25 protein-coding genes and 1 pseudogene are annotated in these 26874 nt (G+C 44.3%); 9 read left to right on the top strand and 17 right to left on the bottom strand.

Going from position 1 to position 26874, the window contains the following annotated elements; all coding sequences use genetic code 11:
- Positions 1-241: 241 nt before the first annotated feature.
- Entirely contained in the window at positions 242-1171 is a 930-nt protein-coding gene (locus tag IYN85_RS21320) for a hypothetical protein (RefSeq protein ID WP_196160983.1), read from the bottom strand.
- Positions 1172-1306: 135 nt separating this feature from the next.
- On the opposite strand from IYN85_RS21320, the gene IYN85_RS21315 reads away from it, so the two are divergent.
- Entirely contained in the window at positions 1307-2563 is a 1257-nt protein-coding gene (locus tag IYN85_RS21315; RefSeq protein ID WP_196160982.1) for a hypothetical protein, read from the top strand.
- A 191-nt stretch (positions 2564-2754) separates the two neighbouring features.
- Here the strand turns inward: IYN85_RS21315 and IYN85_RS21310 are convergent.
- Positions 2755-3821 (bottom strand): annotated as a pseudogene (locus tag IYN85_RS21310) (IS3 family transposase); the annotation flags it as partial.
- 224 nt (positions 3822-4045) lie between these two features.
- On the opposite strand from IYN85_RS21310, the gene IYN85_RS21305 reads away from it, so the two are divergent.
- Positions 4046-4651: a hypothetical protein gene (locus IYN85_RS21305; protein ID WP_196160981.1), complete on the top strand. Its 606-nt coding sequence runs from the start codon at positions 4046-4048 to the stop codon at positions 4649-4651.
- A gap of 374 nt (positions 4652-5025) precedes the next feature.
- On the opposite strand, the gene IYN85_RS21300 is transcribed toward IYN85_RS21305, so the two are convergent.
- Positions 5026-6177: a hypothetical protein gene (locus IYN85_RS21300; protein ID WP_196160980.1), complete on the bottom strand. Its 1152-nt coding sequence runs from the start codon at positions 6175-6177 to the stop codon at positions 5026-5028.
- Positions 6178-7238: 1061 nt separating this feature from the next.
- Between IYN85_RS21300 and IYN85_RS21295 the strand changes: the two genes are divergently transcribed.
- Positions 7239-7667 carry a fibronectin type III domain-containing protein gene (locus IYN85_RS21295; protein ID WP_196160979.1) on the top strand — a complete coding sequence of 143 codons (429 nt, stop codon included), beginning with the start codon at positions 7239-7241 and terminating at the stop codon, positions 7665-7667.
- Positions 7668-8171: 504 nt separating this feature from the next.
- Here the strand turns inward: IYN85_RS21295 and IYN85_RS21290 are convergent.
- The 7 genes from IYN85_RS21290 to IYN85_RS21260 form a co-directional block, all read right to left on the bottom strand.
- Complete coding sequence (locus IYN85_RS21290) at positions 8172-9008, bottom strand: hypothetical protein (RefSeq protein ID WP_196160978.1); 837 nt, start codon at positions 9006-9008, stop codon at positions 8172-8174.
- Positions 9009-9178: 170 nt separating this feature from the next.
- A complete protein-coding gene (locus IYN85_RS21285; protein ID WP_196160977.1) occupies positions 9179-10507 on the bottom strand; it encodes a cytochrome P450 in 1329 nt (442 codons plus the stop codon).
- An 89-nt stretch (positions 10508-10596) separates the two neighbouring features.
- Positions 10597-11406: a hypothetical protein gene (locus IYN85_RS21280; protein ID WP_196160976.1), complete on the bottom strand. Its 810-nt coding sequence runs from the start codon at positions 11404-11406 to the stop codon at positions 10597-10599.
- A gap of 50 nt (positions 11407-11456) precedes the next feature.
- The gene (locus tag IYN85_RS21275; RefSeq protein WP_196160975.1) at positions 11457-12344 is read right to left on the bottom strand and encodes a recombination-associated protein RdgC; all 888 of its coding nucleotides are present in this window, start codon (positions 12342-12344) and stop codon (positions 11457-11459) included.
- Positions 12345-12796: 452 nt separating this feature from the next.
- The gene (locus IYN85_RS21270) at positions 12797-13918 is read right to left on the bottom strand and encodes a hypothetical protein (RefSeq protein ID WP_196160974.1); all 1122 of its coding nucleotides are present in this window, start codon (positions 13916-13918) and stop codon (positions 12797-12799) included.
- 244 nt (positions 13919-14162) lie between these two features.
- On the bottom strand, positions 14163-15086 hold the full coding sequence (locus IYN85_RS21265; RefSeq protein WP_196160973.1) for a DegV family protein: 924 nt from the start codon (positions 15084-15086) through the stop codon (positions 14163-14165).
- Positions 15087-15499: 413 nt separating this feature from the next.
- Positions 15500-16138 carry a hypothetical protein gene (locus IYN85_RS21260; protein WP_196160972.1) on the bottom strand — a complete coding sequence of 213 codons (639 nt, stop codon included), beginning with the start codon at positions 16136-16138 and terminating at the stop codon, positions 15500-15502.
- Between the two features lie 133 nt (positions 16139-16271).
- Here IYN85_RS21260 and IYN85_RS21255 point away from each other — a divergent pair, with 133 nt between their 5' ends.
- Together IYN85_RS21255 and IYN85_RS21250 are read left to right on the top strand one after the other, a co-directional pair.
- Entirely contained in the window at positions 16272-17264 is a 993-nt protein-coding gene (locus IYN85_RS21255) for a hypothetical protein (protein ID WP_196160971.1), read from the top strand.
- Positions 17265-17548: 284 nt separating this feature from the next.
- A complete protein-coding gene (locus tag IYN85_RS21250; protein ID WP_196160970.1) occupies positions 17549-17935 on the top strand; it encodes a hypothetical protein in 387 nt (128 codons plus the stop codon).
- Positions 17936-18267: 332 nt separating this feature from the next.
- Here IYN85_RS21250 and IYN85_RS21245 read toward each other — a convergent pair whose 3' ends face one another.
- The 6 genes from IYN85_RS21245 to IYN85_RS21220 are packed head-to-tail and all read right to left on the bottom strand — an operon-like array spanning position 18268 to position 22202.
- Positions 18268-18729 (bottom strand): hypothetical protein, encoded by a 462-nt coding sequence (locus IYN85_RS21245; protein ID WP_196160969.1) that lies wholly within the window; start codon positions 18727-18729, stop codon positions 18268-18270.
- Complete coding sequence (locus IYN85_RS21240) at positions 18726-19250, bottom strand: hypothetical protein (protein WP_196160968.1); 525 nt, start codon at positions 19248-19250, stop codon at positions 18726-18728. Before IYN85_RS21240 ends, IYN85_RS21245 begins: the two co-directional genes overlap by 4 nt.
- Positions 19247-20200: a hypothetical protein gene (locus IYN85_RS21235; RefSeq protein WP_196160967.1), complete on the bottom strand. Its 954-nt coding sequence runs from the start codon at positions 20198-20200 to the stop codon at positions 19247-19249. Before IYN85_RS21235 ends, IYN85_RS21240 begins: the two co-directional genes overlap by 4 nt.
- A gap of 21 nt (positions 20201-20221) precedes the next feature.
- Positions 20222-21103 (bottom strand): hypothetical protein, encoded by an 882-nt coding sequence (locus IYN85_RS21230; protein WP_196160966.1) that lies wholly within the window; start codon positions 21101-21103, stop codon positions 20222-20224.
- Positions 21100-21864: a hypothetical protein gene (locus IYN85_RS21225; RefSeq protein ID WP_196160965.1), complete on the bottom strand. Its 765-nt coding sequence runs from the start codon at positions 21862-21864 to the stop codon at positions 21100-21102. Before IYN85_RS21225 ends, IYN85_RS21230 begins: the two co-directional genes overlap by 4 nt.
- Positions 21864-22202: a hypothetical protein gene (locus IYN85_RS21220; protein WP_196160964.1), complete on the bottom strand. Its 339-nt coding sequence runs from the start codon at positions 22200-22202 to the stop codon at positions 21864-21866. Before IYN85_RS21220 ends, IYN85_RS21225 begins: the two co-directional genes overlap by 1 nt.
- Before the next feature lie 1363 nt (positions 22203-23565).
- Here IYN85_RS21220 and IYN85_RS21215 point away from each other — a divergent pair.
- Genes IYN85_RS21215 through IYN85_RS21200 form a run of 4 tightly spaced genes read left to right on the top strand, consistent with a single transcriptional unit; the run spans position 23566 to position 25857 of the window.
- Positions 23566-24276: a hypothetical protein gene (locus IYN85_RS21215; protein ID WP_196160963.1), complete on the top strand. Its 711-nt coding sequence runs from the start codon at positions 23566-23568 to the stop codon at positions 24274-24276.
- A gap of 20 nt (positions 24277-24296) precedes the next feature.
- Positions 24297-24770 carry a hypothetical protein gene (locus IYN85_RS21210; RefSeq protein WP_196160962.1) on the top strand — a complete coding sequence of 158 codons (474 nt, stop codon included), beginning with the start codon at positions 24297-24299 and terminating at the stop codon, positions 24768-24770.
- The gene (locus tag IYN85_RS21205; protein ID WP_196160961.1) at positions 24767-25336 is read left to right on the top strand and encodes a hypothetical protein; all 570 of its coding nucleotides are present in this window, start codon (positions 24767-24769) and stop codon (positions 25334-25336) included. The genes IYN85_RS21210 and IYN85_RS21205 overlap by 4 nt, the downstream gene beginning before the upstream one ends.
- The gene (locus IYN85_RS21200; RefSeq protein ID WP_196160960.1) at positions 25333-25857 is read left to right on the top strand and encodes a hypothetical protein; all 525 of its coding nucleotides are present in this window, start codon (positions 25333-25335) and stop codon (positions 25855-25857) included. The genes IYN85_RS21205 and IYN85_RS21200 overlap by 4 nt, the downstream gene beginning before the upstream one ends.
- Positions 25858-26354: 497 nt before the next feature.
- On the opposite strand, the gene IYN85_RS21195 is transcribed toward IYN85_RS21200, so the two are convergent.
- Entirely contained in the window at positions 26355-26858 is a 504-nt protein-coding gene (locus IYN85_RS21195) for a JAB domain-containing protein (protein WP_196160959.1), read from the bottom strand.
- Between the last annotated feature and the right edge of the window lie 16 nt (positions 26859-26874).

Genomic DNA, 26874 nt, shown 5'->3' with positions numbered 1-26874 from the left:
AAAGGTCAACATCATTGGGGTTCGAGAGATAAAGTCGTCAAATCATACATATCAGTTATAAGCTATTGACTTTTTAGTTCTTCAGGAAATGATTTTAGTAATAGAGGCAAATAATCATGTCAGTCTAGAGCCCTTTCTATTAGAGGCTTAAAGAGGTTTGTGTAATCCATGGAGGTAAAACCGGGGAACCCCATTATCTTACGTTTCCGATTACAAGAAATTACTACGACTCGAAGCAATGTTAAAGAAACATAAGAAATTCATTCATAGGGTCCAGACGAAATGTATGATCTGCGTTGTTGCAGCAGTTCAAAACAATTCGGCGTTCACCATTTACGCGTGCACGTCGTACCAACATGGTTTCAGTATAGGGTTTTGAGAGATGAGCACTGCAAATCGGGCAAGTTAGTTTCACTTCAAAAGCTTTAAACACTCTAGCTTTCTGCTCCCCGGCCAACCAATCTAACCGAAGCAACACTGGATTACGTCGAAATAGAGGTTCAATCAAAAGTGATTTTTTGGTTATCAATGTTAATACACGATAAGCGCCACGTGTTCCTATAACCCCAGCAACTGCCGAGATCACAACAAACCCCGGAGTGAATAAGCCCAAAACAAGACCGGTTATCAAGCCAATCCAAATGAAAAAGACAAATCCAATCAAACCAAAGGCTAAATATTGGCGCTTCTTGAAAATTGAAAGCCTTATCTGAATCAGGCGATAAAACCATGGCCATTGATCCTGGCCAAGCGGATGTAACGGGGCAGGAATAGGCTGGGTAATGTTGATTTCGGTAGAACCTTCGTTTTCTTCACACGAAGGACCTTTTTGCTCACTCAAGAAAACTTGATATCGAGATGATTTGCCTACCCCGGTGCAAGTGATCTCAGGTATTGCGCCATTGGTTGGATGGATGTCAGTATCCATTACCGCAAGGAAGTCATAGTAATTTGCCTTGAGTAGGCCATTGAATCGAGTGATTTGCTGATTAATTGACGCAGCACTTGGACTATGACTCTCGGTGGTAAGTGACTGCAGAAGCAATTCTCGATCTATCGACCCATGCTTATTCAGCAAATCTAAACATGTCTGAAGGTTCTGAATGGTTGAATCGGTCAGTCGATTTTTGCAGACACCGCCAGCGGTCACCTGATGCAGACAGGCCTTCATAAATCTAATGTTTGGCTCAACCACCCTAAACCTCGGCACTTCATGGATTTCACACGCTTCACGTGTGAAGCACGTGGAGCTTTTTTCACTGATTCAAGCTAATTATATCGATAAATCTCACGACCGATAAAGCCTATGAGCCACCATAAGATCCCTTTCGGAAAACGATACACGTCAGAAGGCTACTCTATTGTCCCAATTGAATTTGTAAACAAAGGATTAGCCTGCGATTGTGTCTGTCCTGGATGCGAAGCCCCTCTCGTTGCAGCAAAGGGAGACATCTATGAACACTATTTTCGTCATGCAAACGGATACGGTCACAGCAACGACCAGCAAAACCAACTTACATGCCCAGAAACAGCACTACACGCCATGGCAAAACAGATCGTTGCCAACCTTTCCGCAATACAGCTACCTGCGTTCAACCACGTTGAAACGGTTGTCTTACCGGAAAAAAACAGTCTAACAAAAGAAATAACTATCGATTTACCCTCTGCGCAGCTCGAAATCATGTCGTCAAGAGTAGAGAAGCATATTTCGACCGAAATTAGACCTGACGTGCAACTACTTGTTCCTAGTTCTATTCTTCCGTTATGCATTGAAATCGTTGTGTCTCATAAAACAACAGAGAAGAAACGTAAACTACTAAAAAAACAAGGGTTGTGGGCATTAGAAATCTATTTATCGGATTTAAATATTTCGGGTAAAGACCAAGAGGTACAAGTATTTAACGCCCTAAATGAAGCACACAGATACAGTTGGATTCATCATCCCGTTGCGGCAACTCAATTAGCACTTGCACGAAAGGAAGCGATCGATAGTCTCCGAAAGGAGGATAAGAAAAGAAACGCTACTATCATTTGGAAATCAATCAATAATGGACCATCAAAAGCGACCACGCGAATCCAACAGACGACCACACTACACACAGCAAAGGTCTGGGATTATGGAAGTCGGCCAGAAACAATCGCGGCGATCAAACACCTGAATGGTCAAAACGAGCATTTCACGGCCATGCGGCCTGGAGAACCTTCACCTGCAATCCACATGTACATTCGACATGAAATCAAAAATGGCGAATCAAGCTTTATTAACCGGTACTGTAAACCTGACTTCAAACCATTGTTTCGGTACTGGAATACAAAGCCCGCCGTTACCCTGGGTACTGCTTTGTGGGTGCTATACCATAAAAAACCGAAAGATTGGCAAACGTTTTCTGCAGAAATGTCGCGATTAATCCCGACGAATCCACGGTTAATCGGATTTGACTGGGACTGGTACATTCGTCAAACATCTACGGCTAAGGACAGAAAGACATGGGTTAACAACGGGCTACTGGTAAAGAATGCCCCAAAAACTCTATTCAAATGCCTATTAGATTCTGTCAAATAACAAATCCGGGATTTTTCCGATACCCAACCTTATTACAAAACTAACGAGACGTATTTTACAAGGGTGCGAAATAGACTTGAGGACCTCAAACCGTTATTTGGAAAAATTAAGCTCATTTCTGGAAATCTCTGGGTAATCCCCCCATTTTTAAACTGAGTTAAAAGTAGAAGGTTAGGCAGCACGCTCCAATTCATTTTTGGAGTTATGCCGCCGAGTGCCATATTAGGTCGCTCATTGTTGTACGTCCATAGCCATCGTGTGGCATGGTCTTGAACCTGCGCAATGCTCTCGAACAGATATTGCCCCAGCCAGTCATAACGCACGGTGCGATTGTAAAGCTCGATATAGGCATTTTGCTGTGATTTACCCGGCTGGATAAAGCTGAGCTGAACCCCATGCTTCTCTGCCCAGGTCGCCAAGGTGCCGCTGATGTACTCTGGACCATTGTCACAGCGCAATACCCGCGGTTTACCTCGCCATTCAATAACCTGATCCAGTGCTCGCGTAACGCGCTCTGCTGGTAAGGAGAGATCGACTTCAATAGTCAGACCCTCACGATTAAAATCATCCAGCACATTGAACTAGCGATAAGTTCGTCCGTCTTCCAGCTGATCGTGCATGAAGTCCATTGACCAGCATTGATTGATGGTCTCTGGTACCGCTAGGGCCTCTGGCTTCTGCCGAACGATGCGCTTCTTCGGTTTGATGCGCAGGTTCAGCTCAAGCTCCCGGTATATCCGGTATACGCGCTTGTGGTTCCAGCCATAGCCTTTCACATTGCGTAGGAACAGAAAGCACAAATCAAAGCCCCAATTCTTCTGGTTATGGGTCAGCCGAATGAGCCAGTCAGCGATCTCTGCGTTTTCAGTCGATAACTTGGCTTGATAACGGAAACAGGTTTCACTGATACCCAGAGCCCTGCACGCCTCTCGGATCGTCAAACCATGTTGCTGGATTGCTGCCCGCGCTATCTCTCGGCGATGAGATGGCTTTATAACTTTCCCTCAAGCGCTTCCTTGCGAATCTCAGACATAAGGCGTTCTTCGGCATACATCTTTTTCAAGCGACGGTTTTCGTCTTCAAGTTCTTTGAGGCGCGCCATCAGCGATGCGTCCATACCGCCATACTTGGCGCGCTACTTATAGAATGTGGCATTACTCATGCCGTGCTCCCGGCAAAGCTCTGGCACTGGCGTGCCCGCTTCAGCTTGTTTCAGAATGGCCACGATCTGGCTGTCGGTAAAACGTGATTTTTTCATAGCAGAATCTCCTGCGTATAGGTTACGAGAAAACTCTACTTTTGACCCCTGTTAATTTCCGGGGGGGATTACCCCAGCACCTTAATCGAAATAAGGTGCAAATTATTCCAGTTAGGGATTTCGTCAGGCAAAACTACGGTGTCGCAGTTTATTACTATTGCCAATTTGGTATCCTTGCTGTAGTTTCACTCATTCCTAAAATCACTCTTTCTATTGGACCGTTCATGAAACAAATACTTATTGCATTTTTTGGCTTCGCTCTTGTAAGTGGTTGCGTCACTAACATACCTGTCAGCTCGTCTCCAAATGAGTTTGTAATGCTGCAGACCAAAATGGTTAACGATGTTACGGTTTCTCATGAATACGTTTCAGAAGTACAAGATGGTGAAATCCGTATTGTTGACCCTAAAGATGGACGTGACGTATCTGGTTTAATGTTGAACTCAACTCAGGGCACCACTTTTGGAAGGATGATTAATGATCATTTTCAAAATAAGTTTATGAAACTACAGGAGAGTGGTGGGGAAGTTCAAATTCGAGTGTTCTTGAAAGATTTCTATGTTGAGCGTGCGCAGACGGATACTGCAGGAGAAGTTCTCTTAAAAGCTTTCGTTACAGGTGGCGCAGTTGATTATCAATATACTGCGATCAATCAAGTTTTAATTGAAGTTGAAAGAGATGGGGAAACGCTAAGTAAGATGATTAAGGCCAGTTCAGTGGCGGATGGTGCATATGGCGAAACAAAGCAAATGCTTGGATCTGCAATTGATAAGTCAAACTCCAAGACTCTTATGCTAATGAATGCTTATTTCGAAGAGATAGGGTTGTAACCCTTTTCCAAATAATTCCAACTATTGCACCGGCTTTCATAAAGTCGGTTTTTTTGGTCGAAAAACCTCGCGGATTTAACCAAATTTGTAGCTAAATCAAAAACTTAATATTGCCTAAGTTTACTTCATGGTGGTGCTCATTTGTGAATCCTTCATACACTGAGGCGCGATCCAAAAACATTGATTATTTAGAATGGACACCCGGGCGCTACTGGTAAGATATTAATCGAAAGAAGGCTATATCCACCGATTTTGATTGTTGCCTATATTTCGGTTTAAATGTTGAGGAATCAATAGGAAAAGGATGAAATCGAGACAGTCATTAATAGAAGTGTACAGCCCAGATGTATGCCTGGGCTGCAGATCTGTGTATCTTAAAAACGAAGCCCCATAGTGAAGCTCATAGCAGTTTTGTATTGTTGCACTGTCAGATCGGTTGAATCAGAGGGCTTTTCACCCAAATAGTCTCCGACTGCATATGCTGGCGACAGGGCGTCTTGACGGCTAATAGAAAAGCCTATGTTGAGTAACACATTTTCGCCAATTAAAAGGCTTGGGCCAAATAGTGCTGTGACTGATTCTTCATTTAGTCCAAGTCCAGCACTAAATCCTGGCGCAACTCCGTAGACCTCAAGACTTTCGAACGGCAAGGTCCATATCGCTGTAACAGAATGAAGCCATTCTTCTTGGCTTTGAGCTTTAGCTACTTTGTATTGTGCTGTTGCAATATCGTTGCCTTCCTTATCTTTGAAAGTCTGTTCAGAATAGTATCGAGTACCCATGTTCTGAATAAATGATAAGCCGTAGTGGGTTCGCCAGCGGGATTGATTGCCAATGAAAGATGCTGAATACAAAGTCACATTTTCTTTAGTCAGGACCACCTGATAGTCTGTGTTGGTTCTTGCAGTAATTTTCTCTGTGATTTCTGTGTCATCAAATGCCTGTTTTATCTGATCAAGAAGTTCGCTACGAATCTCCTTCACCTCTTCTACGTTAAGACGGAACGGCTGGCCATCACCGCCATCTTCACAACTATGTTTATTGACGTATGCCGTAGGCGATTCTGCAATAAGGGCTTCCTGGTGAGATTTTAGTACAGCGCGCACTACTTTAACCTGCGGTTCAGTTGTTGCGTTATAAAGCTGAATAAGAGAGGCTGCAACGTCCTGATAAGGCTGAATGATCTTGGCTGTACAACTGTCAGCATCATTCTTATTGAAATTAGCGATATTTGGATCAGACTTCGGACCCATATTGGAGATTTTCTTGATGATATCTGAAGTATCGGGAACGCTCAGCGCTGTTGGCATTTTAAAAATGGAATCAACATTTAATCTATAGAATTGCTTATCACTGGCAACCAGGTTAATAAACTTAAGATTGTAAGTCCCCTTTTTTAGCACGAAGGATTCATTAACGGCCCGATTTGGATTACCTAGATCAATCGTTATAGTCTGTGCTGCGAAAACCGAAGCACTCATCAGTGCGCTGACCAGCGCGAATAAACCTATTGCCAACTTATTCATGACATCTCTCCTTTAGTCAATTTTTCTTTTTTTTAAACGGGAGATTGCATTAAACGAGCTTTTTATCCATATCTCAACTCGATATTTTAGGGGCTCTGGAGATAAAGCCGCTAAATCTTGCGTTTCAGTTATAAGTGATTGATTTTTGGTGCATTAAAAATTTAGTGATGGCCTGAGGAGGTTTGTGCAATCGGTGGAGCGAAAATACCAGAACCCCATATAATTCATAACAATACCCAATGACCCGTAGCCCTGTGATCTGTAAGCCGTTATAAGGATGTAACAAATGCCATCAGAAAAAGCTAAAAGTACCCACTCAAGCCTGTTTATTTCTCGTATCTCTGATAAGCCAAGGGACCCAGAAAGAGCACGGCAGGAGCGGCAAGGAAATCCAGAGCTGCTTAATCAACGTCGGCAAGTAGAAAGTCATTACGAGCATCAAATTGCGAAAGACGACCTTCTATCTGGACTTGGGTGGGACTGAGAGACCAGCCAAAAGCCAACTCACCACTTTCTGAACCTGAAACTTGTTAAAAACGCGTCTCGAATTTCTAGGTCTGTTACGCTGCCATTCGCTATGTGTTCATCAATAGCGGATTGAACCTTTTGAGTAAATTCTTCAAGCATTTGACGAATGAGGTAGCCACCGTCAGTGAAACTGAGGCCGCTCTTTTAGGGTCAGCGAACAGCTCACAGCCGTCAGGAAGCTTTTCAAATGTATGAAATGAAAGATTCGAATAAGGGGTTCCAGGGAAAATGCACAAAGTATAAAGACTAGTTTCCTACGGTAATTCTCATGCTGGATCGTCTGAATCCGGCGGGTTCATTACCGACCTTAAATAGAACACCTTCCTCGCCCGACTAATTTCGCCAGAAATCACTGTTTTGGTATGCCTAAAAATAGATTGATTATCAATATAAAGATAGCTAATCTTTATTTTGATATACTTTGGGCGGTTTGCATATTGCCTTGCATGGATAACAAGGGCCGGATCTACCGGCAGGATCAATAGGAAAACGCTGGTTACTCACCTTCAAAACACTACGCGGAAGCCTAAGTCATGAAGAAAAAAAACTCCCTCGCACTAATACTGATCGCATTGGCCCTATTTTCTTGTGACATACAGTTATCTCCTTTTGATTCAGAGTTAGATCCTGGTCCTGCAGGTGGGAAGGACGTGCCTGGTGATTTGAACGAAGATATCGAGGACCAGGGGCCTACTTCCGTAACTTTGTATTGGTCAGCCCCAATAGAACGAATGAATGGAGATCCGATGCTCTTTTCAGAAATCAGTGGTTACGAGGTCAGATACAAAGGCCCAAATGACAGGGGCTACATTACGTTGTTGATTACTGATCCCGCAACAGAGCAGTTGACGATTACAGGAATGAAAGATGTGGCGACATACTCTTTTGAGGTGGCTGTACGTGATACCAACGGCGTATACAGTGACTTCGTGACAGCAATACTACCTGACGACCCAAACTAACCGCCTCTCCAACCTGACGCGGGCCTCTTCTAACTGGGGTTCCGGAGTCCTGAAGACTACCAAAACTTGGAGTTCAGCAAAATAGGTGGTGGCTGGCCTCGGTGTGGCAACTCTGCGACATTCAAAATTCCGAACTCTGATAGCATTGGAACTGTAGAAGACGATGGCGAAAATTGTCATGGCGTGTCTAAGACAAAAACACATGAGATAAATATGAGGCCAGCCGTGTCAAGGCTGAAACAGTAATCGCGGAGGCATATTGATTTTGGCAGTTAGGAAAATGCCACCAATGATTGAAAAAGAGAGGTGTTCAGAAAGTTGTATCACTTATCTCATTCGAGCACCTAAAACGCATAATGAAAAGCTGCGGGAACTTCGTACCGAAGAATAAGAAACCGATATTTTCGAGTGTTATGCGGCTGGTCTTTCCCTCCCCTCATTTCAACATCCGTTAGTCTGGACGCTAGAGGAGTTCCGGAGACCAAAACCTAGCCTTAAGGTGAACTACCCAGTATCGCGATCGCCATGGTACTGGAGACTGGCCGTAATGTCGGTTGGTCTGGTTATCTCCCCCGCGAAGAAGTCTTGTCCATAAGCATCGGTTCCGAAAACAAGTCCGTCATCATCTGGACCGAAAAGCGTTACTGAGCTGTACTCAACGTGATAGCCAGAGTTGAGCCATTCTATGAGTTGGTCAGAGGTTATGACTCCCATATCGCAGAGGCAAACTATAGTGTAGCGCAGTCCTGATCCGGAAAATGAAGACGCAACCCTTTTAATCCGATACCCATCCTTGCTTTCAAGAATGTCCGGGTTTTGTGAATAGTCTACGGGGCAAGTCTCTGCTTCGGGTGTCCCTGAGTATTTTGCTTTCCACTGAAAGTGGGATTGCCATTTGAATAACTGATCGTATTTAAAGCATGCGAGTAAAGAGGCCTCATCGCACAAAAAATAGGAATACCAGGCACCAGCCTCAATAACGCGTTTAACTCCGTAATACCTGCTCATGGTGTTGATAATTTGCTGCCGATAGGTATCCACGAGTGTGTAATAGCTATCCGCTAAAATTGGGTCCTGAGGGCTGGCAGCGCCGCTCCAGCGCATATAGCGCCACTGAACGAGACGTTCCGCATTGTCAACCAACGCTGCCAATAGACCTCGCAATGAGCGTGAGTAGTCTTTCCAACGGGTCACGATATCCAGTTTGCCAAGTTGAATGTAGTCGGGCGGAATTCCTGAATGCTCATACTCTTTAAAAGTAAGCGTGTAACCTTCATTCAAAAGGGACCACAGATGCTCGGGAGAAGAGAACGCAGATACAGAAATGGAAGGATCAATCATAATTACGCTTCTACCTTCTAGTTGAGTTCAGTTACAAAGAAACCAAGACTTTCATTGGTTTGACTTCTGATCCGACACCTGTCCATATCAATTTAATGTTAGTCTGCGCCTGGCATCCATGTCGTTCGAATCGTCAAAAATAGCAGGCGTAGGCTAAATCAATCGAAAGATCAGTATCGTGCCAACTGAATTTCAATCCTACTCTTTGGATGCCAAACTGGAGCTTTTGTCCACACGATCGTTTTCGAGGTGTCTCGGGAGAGGGCATAGCGTCGCAGCAAGTGAGAAACGATAACCTTGATTTCTAGCTCTGCAAAGTGCATACCTATGCACTGGGCCGCCCCGCCACTAAACGGTATGAATAGAAACTTATGCTGCTTGTCTTCAGCTCGCTCAGGGAGGAATCTTTCGGGATCGAAATCGTTAGGTCGAGTCCAATAGTCGGGGTCATAGTGGTTGTGGATTGGGGCGATCGAAACAATAGAACCTGCTGGAATATCGTAACCCTTGTACTGGAAGTTGCGTTTTGCCTTTCGAGGAATAATAGCACCAGGAGTAAAAAGCCTAATGCTTTCTTTAAAAACGCAACTCAGCAGCTTTTGATTGGTTGCAAAGACTTTGCCATCCATCTCTTGAAGGTTCTGAATTTCCTGATTCAACTTATATTGCCACTCGGGATATTCTGTAAGCCAATAAATTACACTAGTAAGTGCGCTACACGTTGTGTCATTCGCAGCCATCAGTAGAAAAATCATGTGATCGCATACTTGCTGATCGGTAAACTTGTTGCCATTTTCATCTACAGCTTTGCAGAGATTCGAGAACAGGTTTGATTCGTTGGAAAGTCGTTTTTCGGCTACTTTTGATTGGAAATAACTCTCAAGGTATTGGCGCCCCTTTAACCCCTTGTAGTACTTGGTACCTGGTATTGGCTTTCGCACAATTGCCATTGTAGCCTCGACAGTATCCCTGAAGGCTTTCTTTAGCTTGTCAGTTGTCGCCGGATCACTTTCCCCAAGAAAGACACTGGAACTCAGTTCCACGACAAGATTCATTGAGAGCTCATGGGCATCAATTGTTTCGGTAGATTGTAAGTATTTATTGAGCAGTGCTTCAATTTCAACATTTAGTAGTTGCTCATATTGTTTAAGCGCGCTGGAATTAAAGGCACTTTGCATTATCTTGCGATCATGGCGGTGATCGGCACCATCTTTTAACATCAACCCCCGTGGAAAAAACTTCTCAACAAATGAAGCCCAGCCATCACGTTTACTGAATACATCATTAGGATCCTGAAGTAGAAATTGGGCCATTTCAGGGCCTGAAAACCTAATCCAGTTCTCGCCTAAAAACCGCGTTTTGAAGATTGGTCCATGCTTGGCGGTCTTTTTTTCATAGAGCGCTTTGATGTCTCGAATTGCTTCTAGGGTATGTCCGATTAGTGGTAGTCCGTTGTCACCCGGAACTGGACGTCCCAATATTGAATTGTTCGTGCTCATTATGTTTCCTTTTTCCTGTGATAATACGATTTCGTTTATCCATTTTGATGTTTTCGCTAGTACACCTTGAGTTTGAAAGACAACAGTTTCTATTTCGGCGCAAATATCGGTCTACTGCTATCAATGCGTTTCGCCAGATCAAGTTTGACGAGGAACTTAGCGATTTGAGCTGAGGCAACTTTGTCAGAAGTGTAATGATGGCCACCCATACGATCGTTCAATTCTTCAACGATGTAAGAAATGTGTAGTTCGCCCTTGCTGTTGATGATTTCTACAACTTTGTTCATCGTCCGTCGAAATGGTGTCATGTGGCCACCCTTCCTACCCGAGGCCCCCGCCGAGCCGCAGCGCATGTCAGGATTAAGATGTTCAATAATACGGTGGGCCGTTTGGCGACTCCCATGCTGAATTCTTGCCGGTAGTAGTTCATTAAACCGCCATCTGCAACCTTCAAAGTAGGAATATCCAAAAGTGTCTATCCTGCTATCTCGCTGGTGGTATTCCATCGCCCATTCGGGGGTGGCTTCAGCAGTAATTTCCAAAACACCAATCCGGTGCTGTTTTAAAATTTCATGCTTGAGATCGGACAGGCGACCCGCTTTTCCTACTACGGCATATAGAAGGTGAGGAATCGCTTTGTTAGTTTCATCTTGAAACGCAGATGTCGTCGCCTTTTGCATTTCATGACGCCACCGAGTCAGCTGCTCGATAACTGGATAGGTCAACGAAACTTTGACTTCGGCCACCATGACCAATTGCTGTTTGATGCAAACCAGGTCTGGGCGACCGTTAAAGATCGGAGTTACAACTTCGGGGTAAGTGCTCCATGCCTTAGACTGAAAATATCGATCAGCCGCAGAAGCCAGCTCTTCTTCCGTTTTCTTAAGTAACTGCTTCATTCTCACCCCTTGGTTGACAATTCACATGGCAACACCGGACCGCTGATCAATCAAGCCGCGTCCAGCATCTGTCCATTACTTGCTTGAAACGCAGCCAATAAATCTGTAATTGTTTCAGCCATCAATAAGGCGTCTGTTCGGGGGTCTTCCGAATCCTGGGCTTGCTCAATCAGTTTGTCGCGGTATTTGATTCGTTTGAATTGCCATTTGCTGTTCAGTGAAAAGTTGATCAAGCTATCAAATTCCATACTTGCCTGAACCAAGCGCATACCATCGTCAATGCAACCTTGAATGGTAATGCCTTCCAGGGCTAGGTTGTTGAACCGTGCCTTAACAGTAGAGTCCTGTGGCATTTGAAAGGACAATTCACCAAGCCATTCTGTATTGGTCGGCTTCTGGCTCGGGTCAATCCAATATCCATGCAGGGCATCGGTTATTTGTTGCCAGAGTGGTACTACCTTCAACGTTCCAAGACTTTCACGGAGGTGCGCGGTAAAGCTGTCTGCGTCCGTTGCTGATCCCGTATTAATGACCAATCGCTGATTCTGAGTGTCAATGAAAGCGAGTATTTTTCGGCTTACTGGGAAGGCTTGCGGCATCATATCTGCTCTTATTTCTTCTTTAATGCGCTCTCTTTCTTTACGCCCAATGGAGCGCCCTTCCTTTTCCTTTATCGCATCCAGCTTTCTGTAGAGGCGTTCATTTATAGCCGCTGGTTTGATGTCTTTGGTTTGATGTTGAGCGGCAATGAAAAGGAAGTGGTTTACTTTTTCACACAACAGCTGCCCTGATTTGAAAGGAGGAATCCAACCGAAAGTTTCTTCCTGAAGCGCGGTGCAATCAGTAGCAGGTTTTGCAGCAAGCAATTGATTCCATTCGTCTACACTAATATTAAGGGGTTCCGAGAATGAATAAATAATTAGATTTTTAAACCACATAGATTCGCCTCTCGATCGATTTTTGATGATTATAATGATTTATGATGATTATAATTAAATGCTGCGGAAACGAAAGAGCTATTTACTGCTCCTAATTGGTTAATATGTGATCAGCCATTGTCGGATGGGCTAGTACGCCACTCGTATGTCTTTTTTGATATATTAGGCACAGACTTATGCACTATTTCTGTGGATAAGTCCCAGGTAGTTTTCGTAATAAAGTCCAACTAAAAGTCAGGTCCCATAGTTAGTTCGATTTGCTGTTGACCAGTAATATGAATGTATCGAGTAAGCTTATGCCGGACCTGGAAGAGTTTAATGCCGGTTCATTTGTCGAATGCTAATGTATATGTATTTTAGAATCGGTTTGTAGTCGGGTGCATTGCTGTTCTTAGCAATGCACCGACATTTTGAGGACCTTTTAAAAGACTGCAACTGCCGGAATATACGGGTCAGTCAACATACCCCCAAACTTCTGCTGTGTAAGTGATTTTGCCACCAGTTGGCCAAGAGCGAATTGGGTCAAATGCGCCGTCCCATGCAGTACTGCCGCATCGTTTATCGTCGTCGTATGCACCTTTCCCCATTGGACTCGTCATTAGATAGGCGCAATTGCCGCTGCCAGAGTACATTCGATTCTCAGATGTTGAAGCGTAAATGATGGGTCTAAAAGCCATGTTTAAGTTAGATGGTCGGACACTTCCAAATGTTCCATTGGCTAAGGTGGCGAGATCAACTGTCACCCAACAAACGGCTTCAAGAGTCCTTACACCGTCTCTGTCGACACCGTAATAGCTACCTGAAGAAAATAGGTCGACTCCTGCCTTGTCGTTGTAATTAAAGGAACAGTTTGGCGTAGTGGAGAAGATAGTTGGATTATTTGGATTCCAGCGAGATGACCAATTATGTGTAGTGCGACTTAGCGCAGGCAGATCATCAAGAATTCGCCGATCACCATACACTAAGCTGGCGTTAGATATGTCAAACTGATTACGGAAAAAGACGTTTGAGTTTACATTTTCATAATCACAGAACACGCAGCCTTTGCGTCTGCGAAGCACTGTTGCTTTGATATCTAGCGGATACTGCATTTTCAGCAATACTCCAACTTTATAGCCCGCACCGCTGTCTCGTACTGCGGTCCCGATGAAACTACCATTTAAAGCACTCATGACGTGCCAAAATGGTCTTTCACCATTACTAACGGAACCGGAAGTTTCAAAAATTTTATCAGACTTCGGGATGTCTAGCTTAACTTCCGGATCTGGTACAGAAGTTGCCAAGCCATCACTAGCTCCAGAAATCCTGTCACCTGGCAACGAGCCTGCGGATGAACTTGGGCGATCATTAACGTCTAAAACAATCACGCTTCCTCCAGATGAAAGTTGATCCTTCTGGATCACAGCTTTACCTGTAGAGTCGACAGATAGATATGTACATGTTTGGGTATTGCCGGCGGTATAACAATTAGTGGCCGCACTGTATGCCGCGTCTGAGTCAGCGGCCTGCACTAAAGGCAGTTGGAAGAGGGATATCGTGATCCCTGTAACACCAGTAATAAATGCTCTTTTCATTTCACTCTCCTGAATGATGCCTATTAAGTTGGGCCATGGGCGCCGATAATTGTCAAAGGCTAAGCCATAGAAACTCATGGTAGATGTTATTTGCTAAAACCCCATAATACAACATCATCTTGCACTTACGACAATGCTTATTATTTTTCTGGTCAATTAGCATGGATGAGCGGCATGGCTCGAGTTAGAAATGAGATTGAGTTCACGAAAAATCTAGAAAAATCAATTGAGTTGTTTGTTCGAATTAAGTCTTAGAGGTGAGATAGCTTATAGATAGTGCGCCTTGACCCAGATTAATTGCACCGGCATTGCTCATTCGCGAAACTTGCAGGTCAATCAAGTTCTCTGAACATAGTTCCCGCAGTCGGCGAAATTCTCGATAATAGTCAATTTCTACCACGTCGCTAATAGCATAGGACACGACAACTACAGGTATTTCTAAACGCCCCTGCTCAATTAACTCGCAGGTGTCGCTCAGCACGCGGGCGACAGCTGATTCATAGTTTGCCGCCTCTAAGTGTTTAAAAAAACCTACATGGGACTTGAAAATCGGGTAACGTTTGGAAATTTTCACTGCAAGATTTGCGAATTTCTTGAGTGCAGGTAGTTTCAGTTTTTGGGCGCCGCGGTTGATCATGATAGACAGGTCTTTGACGATAATGAGTGTGGTCTGACTATCCGCGATTGGACGTAAAAGATCTGCCAACTGAGGTCCAGTTATTCCGGGGTGTTTTTTAATTAAATCAATGGCCGCCCATACGATCAAACCTTGCCCTGACAGCGCGGTTTTCGAGTCAAATACTATACAAATACCGCCAGTTTCCTTTGACCATTTCCTACTTGACCTCGTCCAGTTGGCCAAGCCGTTAGTAATACTGCCATCCAAAGTAATGGTAAAACACTCTGAGTTTGGATCGCAGTGCTCGTGTGCCCAAGAGATTAAGTACTCTTCTCCTGGTGCATCTGTACTGATATCCGTGCCTCTCAGTAGATAACCATTATCATGTAGCCAACGACTAAACGTATCATCGCGTGAATCATAGTATGTCTGTATGTTATGGCGATAACCTCTATGCCGGATAACGCCAGGCAAGCATGGAATACCATGGCGATTCAGCCATGTCTGAGGTAGGTCGCAGCCCGTGTCGGCGATAACTTGAATTGGCATTGTCACTAGCTTAATTAAGATGATTTTGGGTTATATAGTAATGCATAACCCGGGCATTGTATAACCAAAAAAGGACCAGCGATCGTGCATCAGGTACAGTATTGGATTACCAATACGCCTGGTGGATTACATTCAATGTAAGTCATCTGAATGCAAAATCTGAGCAAGGACGCCTTTTTCGGGATCGAAAAAAAACTGCTTCGCCCTCCATTGTTTTAAGAGCACTGCAGTCAAATTTCGTGCGTGCACTTTCCGGACTAAATCCCAGAAAATGAGAACAATTAGTTGGATCGTCACGGAACAGGTAAGCTTGGTACTCACTAGGCGGTCAATACACAAGCTTTGGAGGAAAGATATCCAGGAGTCCCTGTGGCAAACTCAAAGCGGAACCTGCGTTGGTAACCTTGATTACTTTAGGCATGAATTGCGTGTTCAGGAGTAATGTCGTTGAACTGTTCCAGTAACTCAACCTTTACGCTGTCGTACCTCATCTTATCAATGCGACCATCTTTCCAGTCTTGATAAAGATCGCTCATGGCACTCACGATTCGGAATTTTGGACTAAGAATTATGCGCTGCGGTTCAATTGGATCACACTGAACCAAACCCAAATTATCGAGCCGGGCTTGGAATGAGAAGACATCGCAATGAAATTCTTTTTTGTGGTACCCGGTGTGTGTCACCTTTGCAGTCATCCATCCATCAGATCGAGGCTGGCTCATCCAGTAGTGACCACTACTATCTTGGTAGAAAACTGGACTTGATAAGAACAAATCTTGATTACTTGGCGACGCTATTGTTTCAATTGGATAATCGCTAAACGCAAGAATTTCAGAACGCAAGGCATCGCACATCAACTTTGCTTTGCTGGTGGATTCGAATTTTGCCTGCAATAGCGCTTCCAGGCGCCGACCAAATCTAACACGCAAGCCTTGAATTGAATTAATTTTCTCTGCGACACCAGCGATGTCCCGGCAAAAAGAGCAGATACATTCTTCAGTTTGTTCGCAGTGTCCCATTCTAAACCCCTGGATTTTCTCAGCAATTTGCATACCAATAGTAGCTTTATGAATTTAAAGGTCAATACAATTCCGTAAATCTGCTCCAATATTCTTTCGCATTGCAATTACAAGAAATAAATCTCATAATATTACATGATCTTGCACTTTTAGGCATGGTGTTAACATGCAAACCGACTTTATCTTCTTAAGAAATAAAACTGTTGTTTGGGGGAGAGAAAATTTCGATCGCCTTGGTAGGACTCTGAATATCGATTCTGGTGAATATGAAGTGTTCCTTTCCAACGAATCCGGCGGCAAGTTAAAACTTGATATGCGCTATATTAGTCCAGTTTTGCAAACAGATCTCGAAAAGTCGTTTTCAGAAGCAGCAAACACTTATCAAAGTAAGGTTACAAGTTATTGGGGGCTCTACCTCCCCGTTCGCGCAAAAAGCATTGATGCTGCCCTGTCGCACATTCCCCTAGCCGCCCGAAAAGCAAAAGGACCATATGCGCCGAAGCAGTCCATGTTAGAGAGATTCTATATCAACCATGAAGATGGTGGAGTAGTCATAAGCGGTTTGGGACGCAAAGTTAGAACCCAGAGTGCTGCGGAATACTTTGCATCTGTTGATCGTTTGACTATTCCATTTCAACAGGTTATGGCCGCATTCGAAAAACAGATTGTACCTACTTTAGAAAGAAATCCTCTCATTGCGCTTGAAAGAAACGAAACACTGAGCGTCGCTGAATTGGACATGCTGCAACAAGCAATTGATAGCACCCCTGAACCTATCCAGGCGGCAAGACTCGCACTGGAAAGATTAGCTGAGATGCCTGATGGCTTAGCAGCCACCCTGTTCCTAAGCTATCCAGACAAAGATATCCTTCGGTTGATTTCATCGAATCCGCAACTTCGGATGACAAAGCCGCTTATAGAGCAAATTATGCATACAAGTCGTCGACCACTACTTGAGTTTCAAGTGCCATCTTCGTGGGTGTCCGTAGCCACGGTAGTGCAAATCGCAAACAGCATTATGACGCATAGAGACTTAAAGCTTGCTGAAAAGTACTCAAGATGGAAACCAGTTGTGAACTCTCCAAATCGGCATATTGCTCTATGCAGGGACAATATCATCGATTTAATCGCAAATCTTAGCCAACGAAACTCTGCTTAAGTGCGAGCCAACATGGGGTTCAAAGGAAAAGCAATATCGCGTATTCCGGTTTTAATGTGTAGATTTTAGGCTCGTTAGGAACGGATTTAAGACATGCTATCAAATCTTAACGCCAGTATTCGATATCCTTGGTTTGTATAGGTCTATGCAGCTTTCGGAGGCTTTCCTTTGAACCTCAAAATTGAAACTTGACAAATCTGATCTATACTTAGTGTTACAATTCTCGCCGCTTAACAAAATTAGCGAAGCATCATTTTAAAAAAACCTGCAATGTGATCCGCGCCATGAGCAATGACTCTAAAAATGACTTTCCAAGAAAAACGAACCGAAGGGATGAATCTGACATCGATACTAGCGACATCCCTGAGCTTGGCGATGATTTCTTTGAGAATGCTTTATTGTATGTTCCAAGAAAAACCGCCAATGTCCTATTGGATGAAGACATAGCAAACTGGATTGAAAATCTAGATGTCAAAGATCTCACCCTAATCAATAACATCTTAAGAGCTATCATGAAGCGACAGTTCATCGATCGTGACCGCCTATTGAAAACCCTAAAAGCTGTAGAGGACATTGAGAACGGGCGAGTTATCAGAGTGGTGGATGTGCTGGAGTGGATAGAAAGCTGGGGCGTCGATGGCGAAAAAGAGCCTCCCAAGCTGGATGAATAACCGCAAATCGCCCAACTCTAAGGTGCCAATAATGGCAAAGAGTGTTTAGGCGACGTTTTATCACGTATGGAGATGTGTCTAACGATTCTTCGAAAATGTCTTCCCTCGATGCCGCTACAGGAGAACAAAAATTTAGCCGTTGAAGCGTATACCAAAAAGAGCGATAGCATCGCCTTCTTCCAGCTTCTAGGCCGTAACTAGATTAATGCACCTGGTTTTAAATGGGTTTGTTAATGGCGCGAACTGTAACTGGCGTTCGAAGAACTACAATTAAAGTTTGTCTGGATTGCAATGCGTCACTAAGCTCTGGATACATGATGTCAAGAGTACTTTCATTCTCCGCCAAAATACTCTTCCGTGATGCAGTGAATAAAATATGCCCACTTATTGTTGAGGTCATCAAGTGTCAAAGTTGTCCGCGTTTTCGGTTCTATCTGATGGATAACCCGCTTGTCCCAGTACGCATTTATAATACCTTCAGCCGCAGCTAGCGCTTGAGTTCGGCTGAGGTCTGGCGAATAGTGGTAATGCAGAGCCGAATCTAGACATATTCCCTGCCATGCTTTTCCGTCCCACCGATTTTCTGCAACGGTATTGGCAACAATAACGATTCGAGAGGTACCCGATACGCTTGAATTCTCACGCCAAAGGGCAAATGGAAATTCCCCATCCGCGAATACAGTCGTCAACCAAGGTGTTGAACCTTTAAATCGCCACAATGCCAAGTGGTCTGAAACTTCACTGTCCGTGAGGAAACGAAGATCCGTATCATAGTAGAGGCCATCTTTGCTCAAGACTGCCTCCATTGCTGTATTAAATGACGAACCGATTCATCGGTTACGCCGAGATTATCTGCAAGACAAGACAACACAATGCCGGCCAAGGTGATGCACTCAGTTTTCTTAAGGTTGAGAATGAACGGCCCCTGGTTACCGGCCATGGCGAGAAAAACCAATGCTCCGTTCTTATCAGTTCTATTGTGCGCTTCACTATTTGACTGGCCTTGTGGTAAATCCAATATGACCTGCTTATTTTCGCGAAGAATCTTAAGACCATTTCCTGACTTATTTAAGACTCGTGAGTGACTGACAATCGAGTACAATCCAATTTGCTCATCAACTGTTAACGCAATATCAAAGAGGCTCTGATGACTGCTTTTAGAGTTAACCTTAATTCTGATAGCTCGGTACCTACAATTTATGGAACGTGTTTTTTCAAACTCCCATGTGTGCTGTTTATTGGATACTGACCAATGGAACGGGAGACAAAACACACCCAGGGAAGAGTTATCTTTCTCTAACACTTGGTTGGTCATAGTGAGCTCTCCAACTGCTCGTTTTTGCGCAAATATAAATGGTATCCCTTGTCAACCAATTCGTAGCGCCCCATGTCCTTCCGGACCTTCCGAATACGCGCAGACTCGTCGTCTTCATTTTTTGATGTAATTCCACCGTATCGGGAGTTGTCAAACGCTACTAACCGAGTGAGACATTCTGGCACTGGTTCACTCGTTATGATCGGGAGCGAAATTCGTTTTCGCTGCCACAGGGTTTGGCCAACTACTTTGTATTGGGCAAAAACAGAAGGGGCTTGATAAAAACGATGATACAGGTGGCCCACCTGGCTGCATTGTTTCATGAGTTTTTCATAAACATCATCAGAAACCGAGTTATCTGAAAGGAACTGAGCCAATCCTTTCCCATCAAGCTTCGAATGTACGTAGCCAAGACCTTCCCATTGGAAGGCGATTTTTTCCAGAGGCTGGTTGAGAATAACAATCTTTCGTCGCAAGTAATTCAAATTCAAATGCGAAGCGTATTGCTCTAGCAACTGCCTCTTAGGGCGCCCATTTTTGATACCCTTAAGGATCTCCAACAGCCCCTCTCGACTTTGCTCTAAGCGGGTCAGTGCGTCGATGACGGCCGGCGTGGTTCGAATAATCCCTGGCCAGCGAACGACATATCGATTGGCGCCGTCTTTTATCTTTTGCATGTTGCACACGGCCTTTAGGAATTCGCCTTTGAGTTCCGGCGCAATGATATCTGTCACCGGAATGAATGAACGGGCAACCAAACCAGTCTTATCATCGGTGGCTGACTCGTGTGGAATTTCAACTCGTGTTAGATAGCCGCTGATCGGATCTGATTCTTGAAACTGCACCGCATCGCTGACGCAATTGATTGCGTCTTTAAGCGCATCGAAACCAAGCTGCAATTCGGTATGCAAGTCCATAGGTGACTTTATTATAGATCGGTTCGTCTTCATTACACCACCGGGTTTAAATAATTAAGCAATGGCGACATCATCCATGATCGCAAATTGCATGACATTTCCATCTTCATCATTGTAGATAAATTTTGGATAGATTTTAAAAGCAACACCTACTGAAACCAGCGCCATTGGTGACATGACAAAAAGGTTCTCCAAATAAGCAAACCAGGCCAGGATTGTGGTGTCCAGCAAGCCCTTTGGCAGAGCCGCATTCAGACTTGCATTATCGCCTAGCTGAGTGATCTCACCGCAGGCTTTCAACAGCTGCAAAACATCCGACAAACCAAATTGAGACTTATCCCATCCGCAATCCCGCATTACCTGTGTTGCTTGACCGGTAATCACAATTGCGGCCTCAGTGTGACTCAGTTTGCTCTTGCTGATAAATTCATTGGCCAACTCCGAGATTTCATCAATAGTCCGAATGCGACGATGCCGCGCGAGTTTAAACATCGGTTTAAGCTCCGGTGACTTCTTTAACCCTTCGCCCATTTCAAGTAATCGCTTAAACAAGTGAAATGCTTCTCTAAGCGATGATTGAGCAAGAGAATCGTTATGAACCCACTTAATAAGTTCATCGGCAATGGTTGTGGCAGACACATGGGAGCCATCAAAACGGTGAACATAGTCATATATTTCACTGGCAACCGCGTCGGCCGACATGAGCATCATGTGACGACGGTCTCGACCGATGCGATCATCAGGAAGAGCGGTTTCAAACGGATGTTCAACAGGGGTATGCTCTGACTTACCTTTCAGTCTCAACCAACCCACATAAATGGCAATAGCGAACCACGCAGTGTTCGCTAATGCCCGCGGATGCAGTGCGTTACGCATGTCTTCTAATTGCGCATTACTTAGTTCAACGAGCGGCTGAGGGGTTTGTCGACTATTCATCTTGGCAGTACCTCTTCTCGATACTCGTTCATAATACCCAGTAAATGAGCTTTATTCCTTGCCTGGTCAACGTTCTCATTATTAACCACATAGAGGTTGTATTCCCGATGTTGCGACTGACGAAACATCTCCCGCTTCGATTCCGCCAAGGTCACGGGGTCTTTGCGGCCTAGCTCAATCAAGTCACGTTCAATCTCAGCTGGCAAAACAATACTGTATCGATCAAACAAGAATAAAGCCGCTCTCGCAAAATCACCTCGGACACCGGGTAACAGCTCTAAAACGCCATCGGAAGATACTGCCATGGGGCATTGACCAAAAATTTCATCTGGGATGCCTGGGGTTCGCACTGTCGATGTCCAGTTCCATCGCCCGTTGTATAAATACTGACTCACACGTGGCGCGGCCACTACCCAGTTAACGGGATGGTTGTAGAGCAATTCAATACGCGGGTCGAAATGCGCGCAGGCCTGCAGCTGTTCACTGGCTGTTAAGTCAGGTTGCGCACACCTTAAGTCCATCCATTCCGCGATTTGTCGAACTGATAACCAAGGCGCGACATGTGCACGATTGTATTCTACATGCGGCATTCCACATGCAGAATTATCAACGCGAACCCCTTCAATAGGACACCGGCAAAATTGAGTTTCGTTGACGGAGTGTATTTGAGGCACATCAGAAATTTGGCGAGTCGAGTCCGCCATAGTGAATGAACTGAGAGAGACGGTCAGTGCGACACCCCATTGAAGAAAATCACGCATTAAAACTGATCCTTTTTTTTGGGTTTGTTAATTTTGAACGCCCGGTGACGAGGATGTGTCCATCGGTCCATGCCGATCGCAAAGGCTCCGGAGCCAACAAAACCGAAGTGCAGCCAGTCGACCACAGGCATCCATAACCGGCGCATACCGAAATGTGGATTGCTCATTTCAGTTAGTGAGGCGTCCTCAAGCCCGATCAATGGCCACAGCCACGCGGGAGGTGGGACATCACCAAACAGAAAAAGATAACAAACCAGTAAACCTGCCCCCGCAAGCCCGGTAGTGAGCCAAGCAAACCGGCGAACTGGCTGCCAATGATTAAATTGTCGAATACGCATGACTAGCAACTCCACTCCAAAGGGCTTTGATCGCGTCAAAAACCTTAAACAAGGGCACCTATCTCCGTTTTACTGCCGCTGAACCTTTGCAAACGGTCAAAAGACACCAAAAACCGGATGGCGCGACCATATTTAGGGTGTCGAAAGCCTAAAACCGGCACAATGTCAGAACATGCAAACTTCCTAATCCGCATCATACTGACCGCGCCGACCGACTCAAGCATTATTAACAGCCCTACCCTTTATTTTCACGTCGCCCACACAATATCGTATTTATCACAAAGTTACCAGAAATATTACCATTATAATGAGCCCTTCTACTCCCCCTCTGGTTAAACTACCTTCGAACTCGACCGCGCCACTTTAATCAACTCACTGACGCTGCACGCAACCGCCTCGCTAGGAATCTATAGGAAGGGGAAGGAATCGCTCGGAATCGCCATCACAAGCCACTCTCAGGAATAAATAGACGGAAAGTTAACCAGAGATAAGGCTGCTGGTTGCTACTGGTAACTTTGTGATAAATAATTTATCTAACAGTACCTGACGGATAAAGGAAGCTGCGATAGGGTTAACAATTTGGCCGATAACCATCGCTTTGTCATTATAATGATCATAAGGAATGCTATTGTCGAAGGCGGCTCGTATGGTCCTCGGCACTCGTTGCCTATCAGCTCCGACCCGCCACCACGATGCCAACCCTGCAGGGTTCTCTGACCCGGGATACGATCAACAGGTCGCCTTTGAAAATGACGATGTCTTGCATCGATAAACTGGTTGCCTGGGCCAAATAAGTTGCGGAGAGTAATTTGACCAGTAATGCGATTGCTTGAACGTTAGTTATGGTGATGAACCGGGATTGTTATTAGATGCGGCTAATGCCTTATTTAAACATGCTGCTACACCGTATAAGCGTCGAGGTGGTAATAAACACGAACAAAAAAAGCAAATTAGGAGTAAAAAGAATGTATTCAAAAAACTCTATCAACTGTCTAGCATTTGCCTATGGCATATGTCGGTGGCAATACGTGATTACAGTAGTGATTCAAGAATTGTTGATAGGCGCCTTGACTCCCCCTCATGGCACTTAACAATGCGTTGAATGTGTAGCGCCATTACTACACATTCAATTCTGACACCAATTGGCCATAACTAGTTAACCATTTTCTAATAATAATCACGCTGATGCTCACCTGTTTATAATACTGATCAAAATTTAATATGAAATTTTCTCAAATAAATGTTGAATTGGCATATATGGTGCTTATAGTATGTCCATAGTATCACATGATCTTGCATTATAGGGCTTGCAGCCCTAATATGAGCTCTAGCTAAATTCGAACATCACGAGGAAAACTGACACGTGACCGTGCAGAAGCTAAACAATGATGATCTCTTTCTGATAAGCAATCAGATGGATATAGAGTTGCATCGACAAGCACCATACACACGGTTGAACCCGTTGCCATATTCCATCGTCGCGCCTCATGTCTTAACCGATCGGCTCGGTCTCGTTTTCTGGCCTGACCGCCCTGCGTTCTGGGATACATACAAAATTCCAAGTGGCGCGCTCCCAACTCGATTGGATGATGATGGCTGGTCGATTGAGGGGTTATATCGACGCTGGATAGAACCAATAGTATTTGATTCAAAATCCCCCGCCACCATACGAAACTGCCACATCCTTGCTACAACCCTGGTGTTTGCCGAGCTTGTTATCGATGCCGTTGAAAAATTTTTGAGTACTGAAGGCTATTTGGTTCGTTGGCGTCCAATAGAACAGCATTTCGAAATCCCGGTGTATTCACGTAAGGTATCACACCAACGTGTCTTCACTATAGATCCATTTTATTCAGAATTAGCTCATGAAGAGCGCATTGACTGGTTAGAGTCTGTTCGAAATGCCCAATGCTTGGATATACAGATGAAATTGAAGAAAGGGATGATTGCAACTGTACCCCAAAACCAGAAATTTATTGAACCAGATCTTGAAACGGGATTGAGCGCTTTCCCGTTAAATTCTACTGAAGGGTTGATCATTGGTTCAGTCTACTCAGCCACCCCACGATTTTAACGATGAAGATTCGGTCGCTAGTGAAAGTTTTAATAGCCCTCTATAAAATGCCAAAGGGCTTTAAGCCTAGATCGCCATATAAATCACCTTATCGAACGGTCATGATTATTGGGATGATCTTTATGACGCCCAGTTTTACTTACGCGGTATATCCACTCTCTCAAAGTCCAGGTCAAGCATTGGGTCTGTCTGTTGCATTGAGCTGTTCAGCCATCGTTCTGCTTCTTAAATACGAGATGCAGTCAATTTGTGCATTACGCATAATTGGTGGGCACCTCACTCAATTGAGCAACGAGGAGCGCCATGTCATATTGCGAATGATAATGCGCAAAGACCGACTGGCAATCTCACTTCTATCTGATGAAACTATTGTAGACATCGAGGACATGGACCTAGCGGATACAATTAGCGACTCGGGAAGACCAAAGCAAACACCAAAGGAGCAAGTCAAAGATCACGACAAAAAGGATAGCATACAAGGTGCGACAAAATGAGTAAGCTTCTGAAAATACATAGCCTGTGGTGGTACGCCTTCTTGATTCTGCCATACGTCTTAACTCAGGTATGCTTCTATTGGCTTAATACGATTGATGGATCTGTCATTGGCTCATGGGCACATGCTTTAGCCGTAGCTTTAAGCGGATCAGTCCAAACAGTCGCACTATCTTTATTTCTCGGCGCCATCGCTATTGAACTTTACAAGTGCATCCCTTTGAGCGAGAACATTAAATTCTGGCCAGTCGGGATTATTATAGTAACGTTTGTGGCGTTAAACATTTATCAGCAAATATCTATACCTCTGGCGATGAAGACACATGAAGTATTTTGGTACGACTTGGGAATCATATCTTCTCTTGTTGCCATCCCCTTGTATTTTTCGATGATGTACAAAGTAGCGCGCCTCATTTGTTGTTGTGAAGCCCGATCTCTTAAGCCTCCAATAAGGACACTCTTCCTGACATGGATCGGCTGTATATTTTGGGTGGCATTTCTGCCCTTACTAAAACGAAGAGCAAATCAGCAAGTATTTGAATTGACCAACGGAGAACCAATCTCATGAAAAAAGTCACCCTATCGATCTTTGCCTCATCAGTCCTCTTTCTTGTAGGATGCGAAGGCGAAGCGCCTCCAAAAGTAGAAGACAATGGTGGCAAAGACGTTCCCAAGCCAGAAACAAGACTTCTGACCGATGCTGAACGCGCCGAAATCATGTCAACCTTAAGTGGAACATGGTACACAGCCTGCGAAGAGTTCGAGGGAGAATATCGATCGGAATCCTTTACCTTTGATGCAGCCGGAGAATTCAATAATTCTACTGATTATTTTGAAGACTCGAATTGCATCATTAGCTCCACTACAGAAAGTATTGGCTTTGGCGGCGACTACCAAATAGCAGATCAAAAGTTACTAGAATCTGGCATATACGGCACAGAAGTAGATTTTTACCTTGATCAATTAAGTGAATGGCGATATGGCTCATTTGTGACTGCAAACGGTCAACTCTACCTTTCAGATTTCAATTCTGTTGCCGCTAACCGGGACTACAATGTCGACTTCGACAATCCACATGTAAAGCGGTAACTGAGAAATCTTGCAATAAGAACCGCCTTCTTGGCGGTTTTTTTTATTTCCTCAAAATACTCTAACGATTGTCAAATTGATCAAAAAACATACAAAACAATTAATTCACAAAATATTTTGAAAATAATCCTAATCTTAAGTATGCTAATTATCATTATAAAGATTTAGCTTCATAATAAAAAATGAAGATTCTAAATAAAGACACTTTAGCTATATAGAGACCAAACACACAATGGATACTATTGATCTTGCTGTGCTCCAATACATCAAACCGTACGTCCGGGTAGCAATCGAAGGCAGCCAAGCCACTATTCACGCACCTGTTAGTTTTTCAGAATTCCTTGGAAATCTCTATGGAGAGCCGCATATCCTGCCCAACGGGGATCTACTTTATGTAAGTGAAGACGGATCTAAAGCTTGTATATTAACTTCCAAAACATTGCGTTCTGGAGTAAACAGCGCCACATTCAAAATTCATACTGAAAAGTCTCCTGTGTTCAAACAAACTCATATGATGCGGCAACAGCCTCTGTTGGCGGAATTCGACTTTCCGGAACTCCACCAGGCCAGTTAACACTGCTTCGTAAGCTGTTAATTGTGGTGGTTACCAGATAGTGGTCTACCACCTCCACATCAAAAAGCGCGAGACGCTCACTGATCGCACGCGTCAACACTAAATCTTCTTTAGAAAACTGCTTGCTCAACGATGGATGATTGTGCCAGAGAATTACTTTATGCGCGCGCGAGGTCAGGACATAACCACACAGTTTTCTTAAATCGACGGCCACGTCCTTCACTCCACCGTAAAACAGCGTCGTGACTTCCAGTACGCGGCTATTGAAGTCCAGCAACACGACACCAAACTGCTCAGTTGTGCATAAGCCAACATTAAGACGTAATAAATCGCGAACCGTCATGTCGGCATTCAACGGTGTCGTTTCAAGTTCACGATTTAAGATACGCTTGGCCTCTTCGACCAAGTTCTTCTCTTCTGGCGTCACTCACACACTCCCTTCA

This window comes from Reinekea sp. G2M2-21 (assembly GCF_015687175.1).
Taxonomy (GTDB): Bacteria; Pseudomonadota; Gammaproteobacteria; order Pseudomonadales; family Natronospirillaceae; genus Reinekea.
Note: the sequence above shows the minus strand (reverse complement) of the source record. Positions and strands in the feature narration are given on the sequence as shown.

Coding starts and splice junctions, on each gene's coding strand:
- IYN85_RS21275 (WP_196160975.1), bottom strand. CDS start 12,344: ATGTGGTTTAAAAATCTAATTATTTATTCATTCTCGGAACCCCTTAAT.
- IYN85_RS21250 (WP_196160970.1), top strand. CDS start 17,549: ATGAGCAATGACTCTAAAAATGACTTTCCAAGAAAAACGAACCGAAGG.
- IYN85_RS21270 (WP_196160974.1), bottom strand. CDS start 13,918: ATGAAAAGAGCATTTATTACTGGTGTTACAGGGATCACGATATCCCTC.
- IYN85_RS21265 (WP_196160973.1), bottom strand. CDS start 15,086: ATGCCAATTCAAGTTATCGCCGACACGGGCTGCGACCTACCTCAGACA.
- IYN85_RS21220 (WP_196160964.1), bottom strand. CDS start 22,202: ATGCGTATTCGACAATTTAATCATTGGCAGCCAGTTCGCCGGTTTGCT.
- IYN85_RS21205 (WP_196160961.1), top strand. CDS start 24,767: ATGAGTAAGCTTCTGAAAATACATAGCCTGTGGTGGTACGCCTTCTTG.
- IYN85_RS21320 (WP_196160983.1), bottom strand. CDS start 1,171: ATGAAGGCCTGTCTGCATCAGGTGACCGCTGGCGGTGTCTGCAAAAAT.
- IYN85_RS21255 (WP_196160971.1), top strand. CDS start 16,272: ATGCAAACCGACTTTATCTTCTTAAGAAATAAAACTGTTGTTTGGGGG.
- IYN85_RS21305 (WP_196160981.1), top strand. CDS start 4,046: ATGAAACAAATACTTATTGCATTTTTTGGCTTCGCTCTTGTAAGTGGT.
- IYN85_RS21235 (WP_196160967.1), bottom strand. CDS start 20,200: ATGAAGACGAACCGATCTATAATAAAGTCACCTATGGACTTGCATACC.
- IYN85_RS21200 (WP_196160960.1), top strand. CDS start 25,333: ATGAAAAAAGTCACCCTATCGATCTTTGCCTCATCAGTCCTCTTTCTT.
- IYN85_RS21300 (WP_196160980.1), bottom strand. CDS start 6,177: ATGAATAAGTTGGCAATAGGTTTATTCGCGCTGGTCAGCGCACTGATG.
- IYN85_RS21290 (WP_196160978.1), bottom strand. CDS start 9,008: ATGATTGATCCTTCCATTTCTGTATCTGCGTTCTCTTCTCCCGAGCAT.
- IYN85_RS21315 (WP_196160982.1), top strand. CDS start 1,307: ATGAGCCACCATAAGATCCCTTTCGGAAAACGATACACGTCAGAAGGC.
- IYN85_RS21280 (WP_196160976.1), bottom strand. CDS start 11,406: ATGAAGCAGTTACTTAAGAAAACGGAAGAAGAGCTGGCTTCTGCGGCT.
- IYN85_RS21225 (WP_196160965.1), bottom strand. CDS start 21,864: ATGCGTGATTTTCTTCAATGGGGTGTCGCACTGACCGTCTCTCTCAGT.
- IYN85_RS21240 (WP_196160968.1), bottom strand. CDS start 19,250: ATGACCAACCAAGTGTTAGAGAAAGATAACTCTTCCCTGGGTGTGTTT.
- IYN85_RS21230 (WP_196160966.1), bottom strand. CDS start 21,103: ATGAATAGTCGACAAACCCCTCAGCCGCTCGTTGAACTAAGTAATGCG.
- IYN85_RS21285 (WP_196160977.1), bottom strand. CDS start 10,507: ATGAGCACGAACAATTCAATATTGGGACGTCCAGTTCCGGGTGACAAC.
- IYN85_RS21295 (WP_196160979.1), top strand. CDS start 7,239: ATGAAGAAAAAAAACTCCCTCGCACTAATACTGATCGCATTGGCCCTA.
- IYN85_RS21260 (WP_196160972.1), bottom strand. CDS start 16,138: ATGCAAATTGCTGAGAAAATCCAGGGGTTTAGAATGGGACACTGCGAA.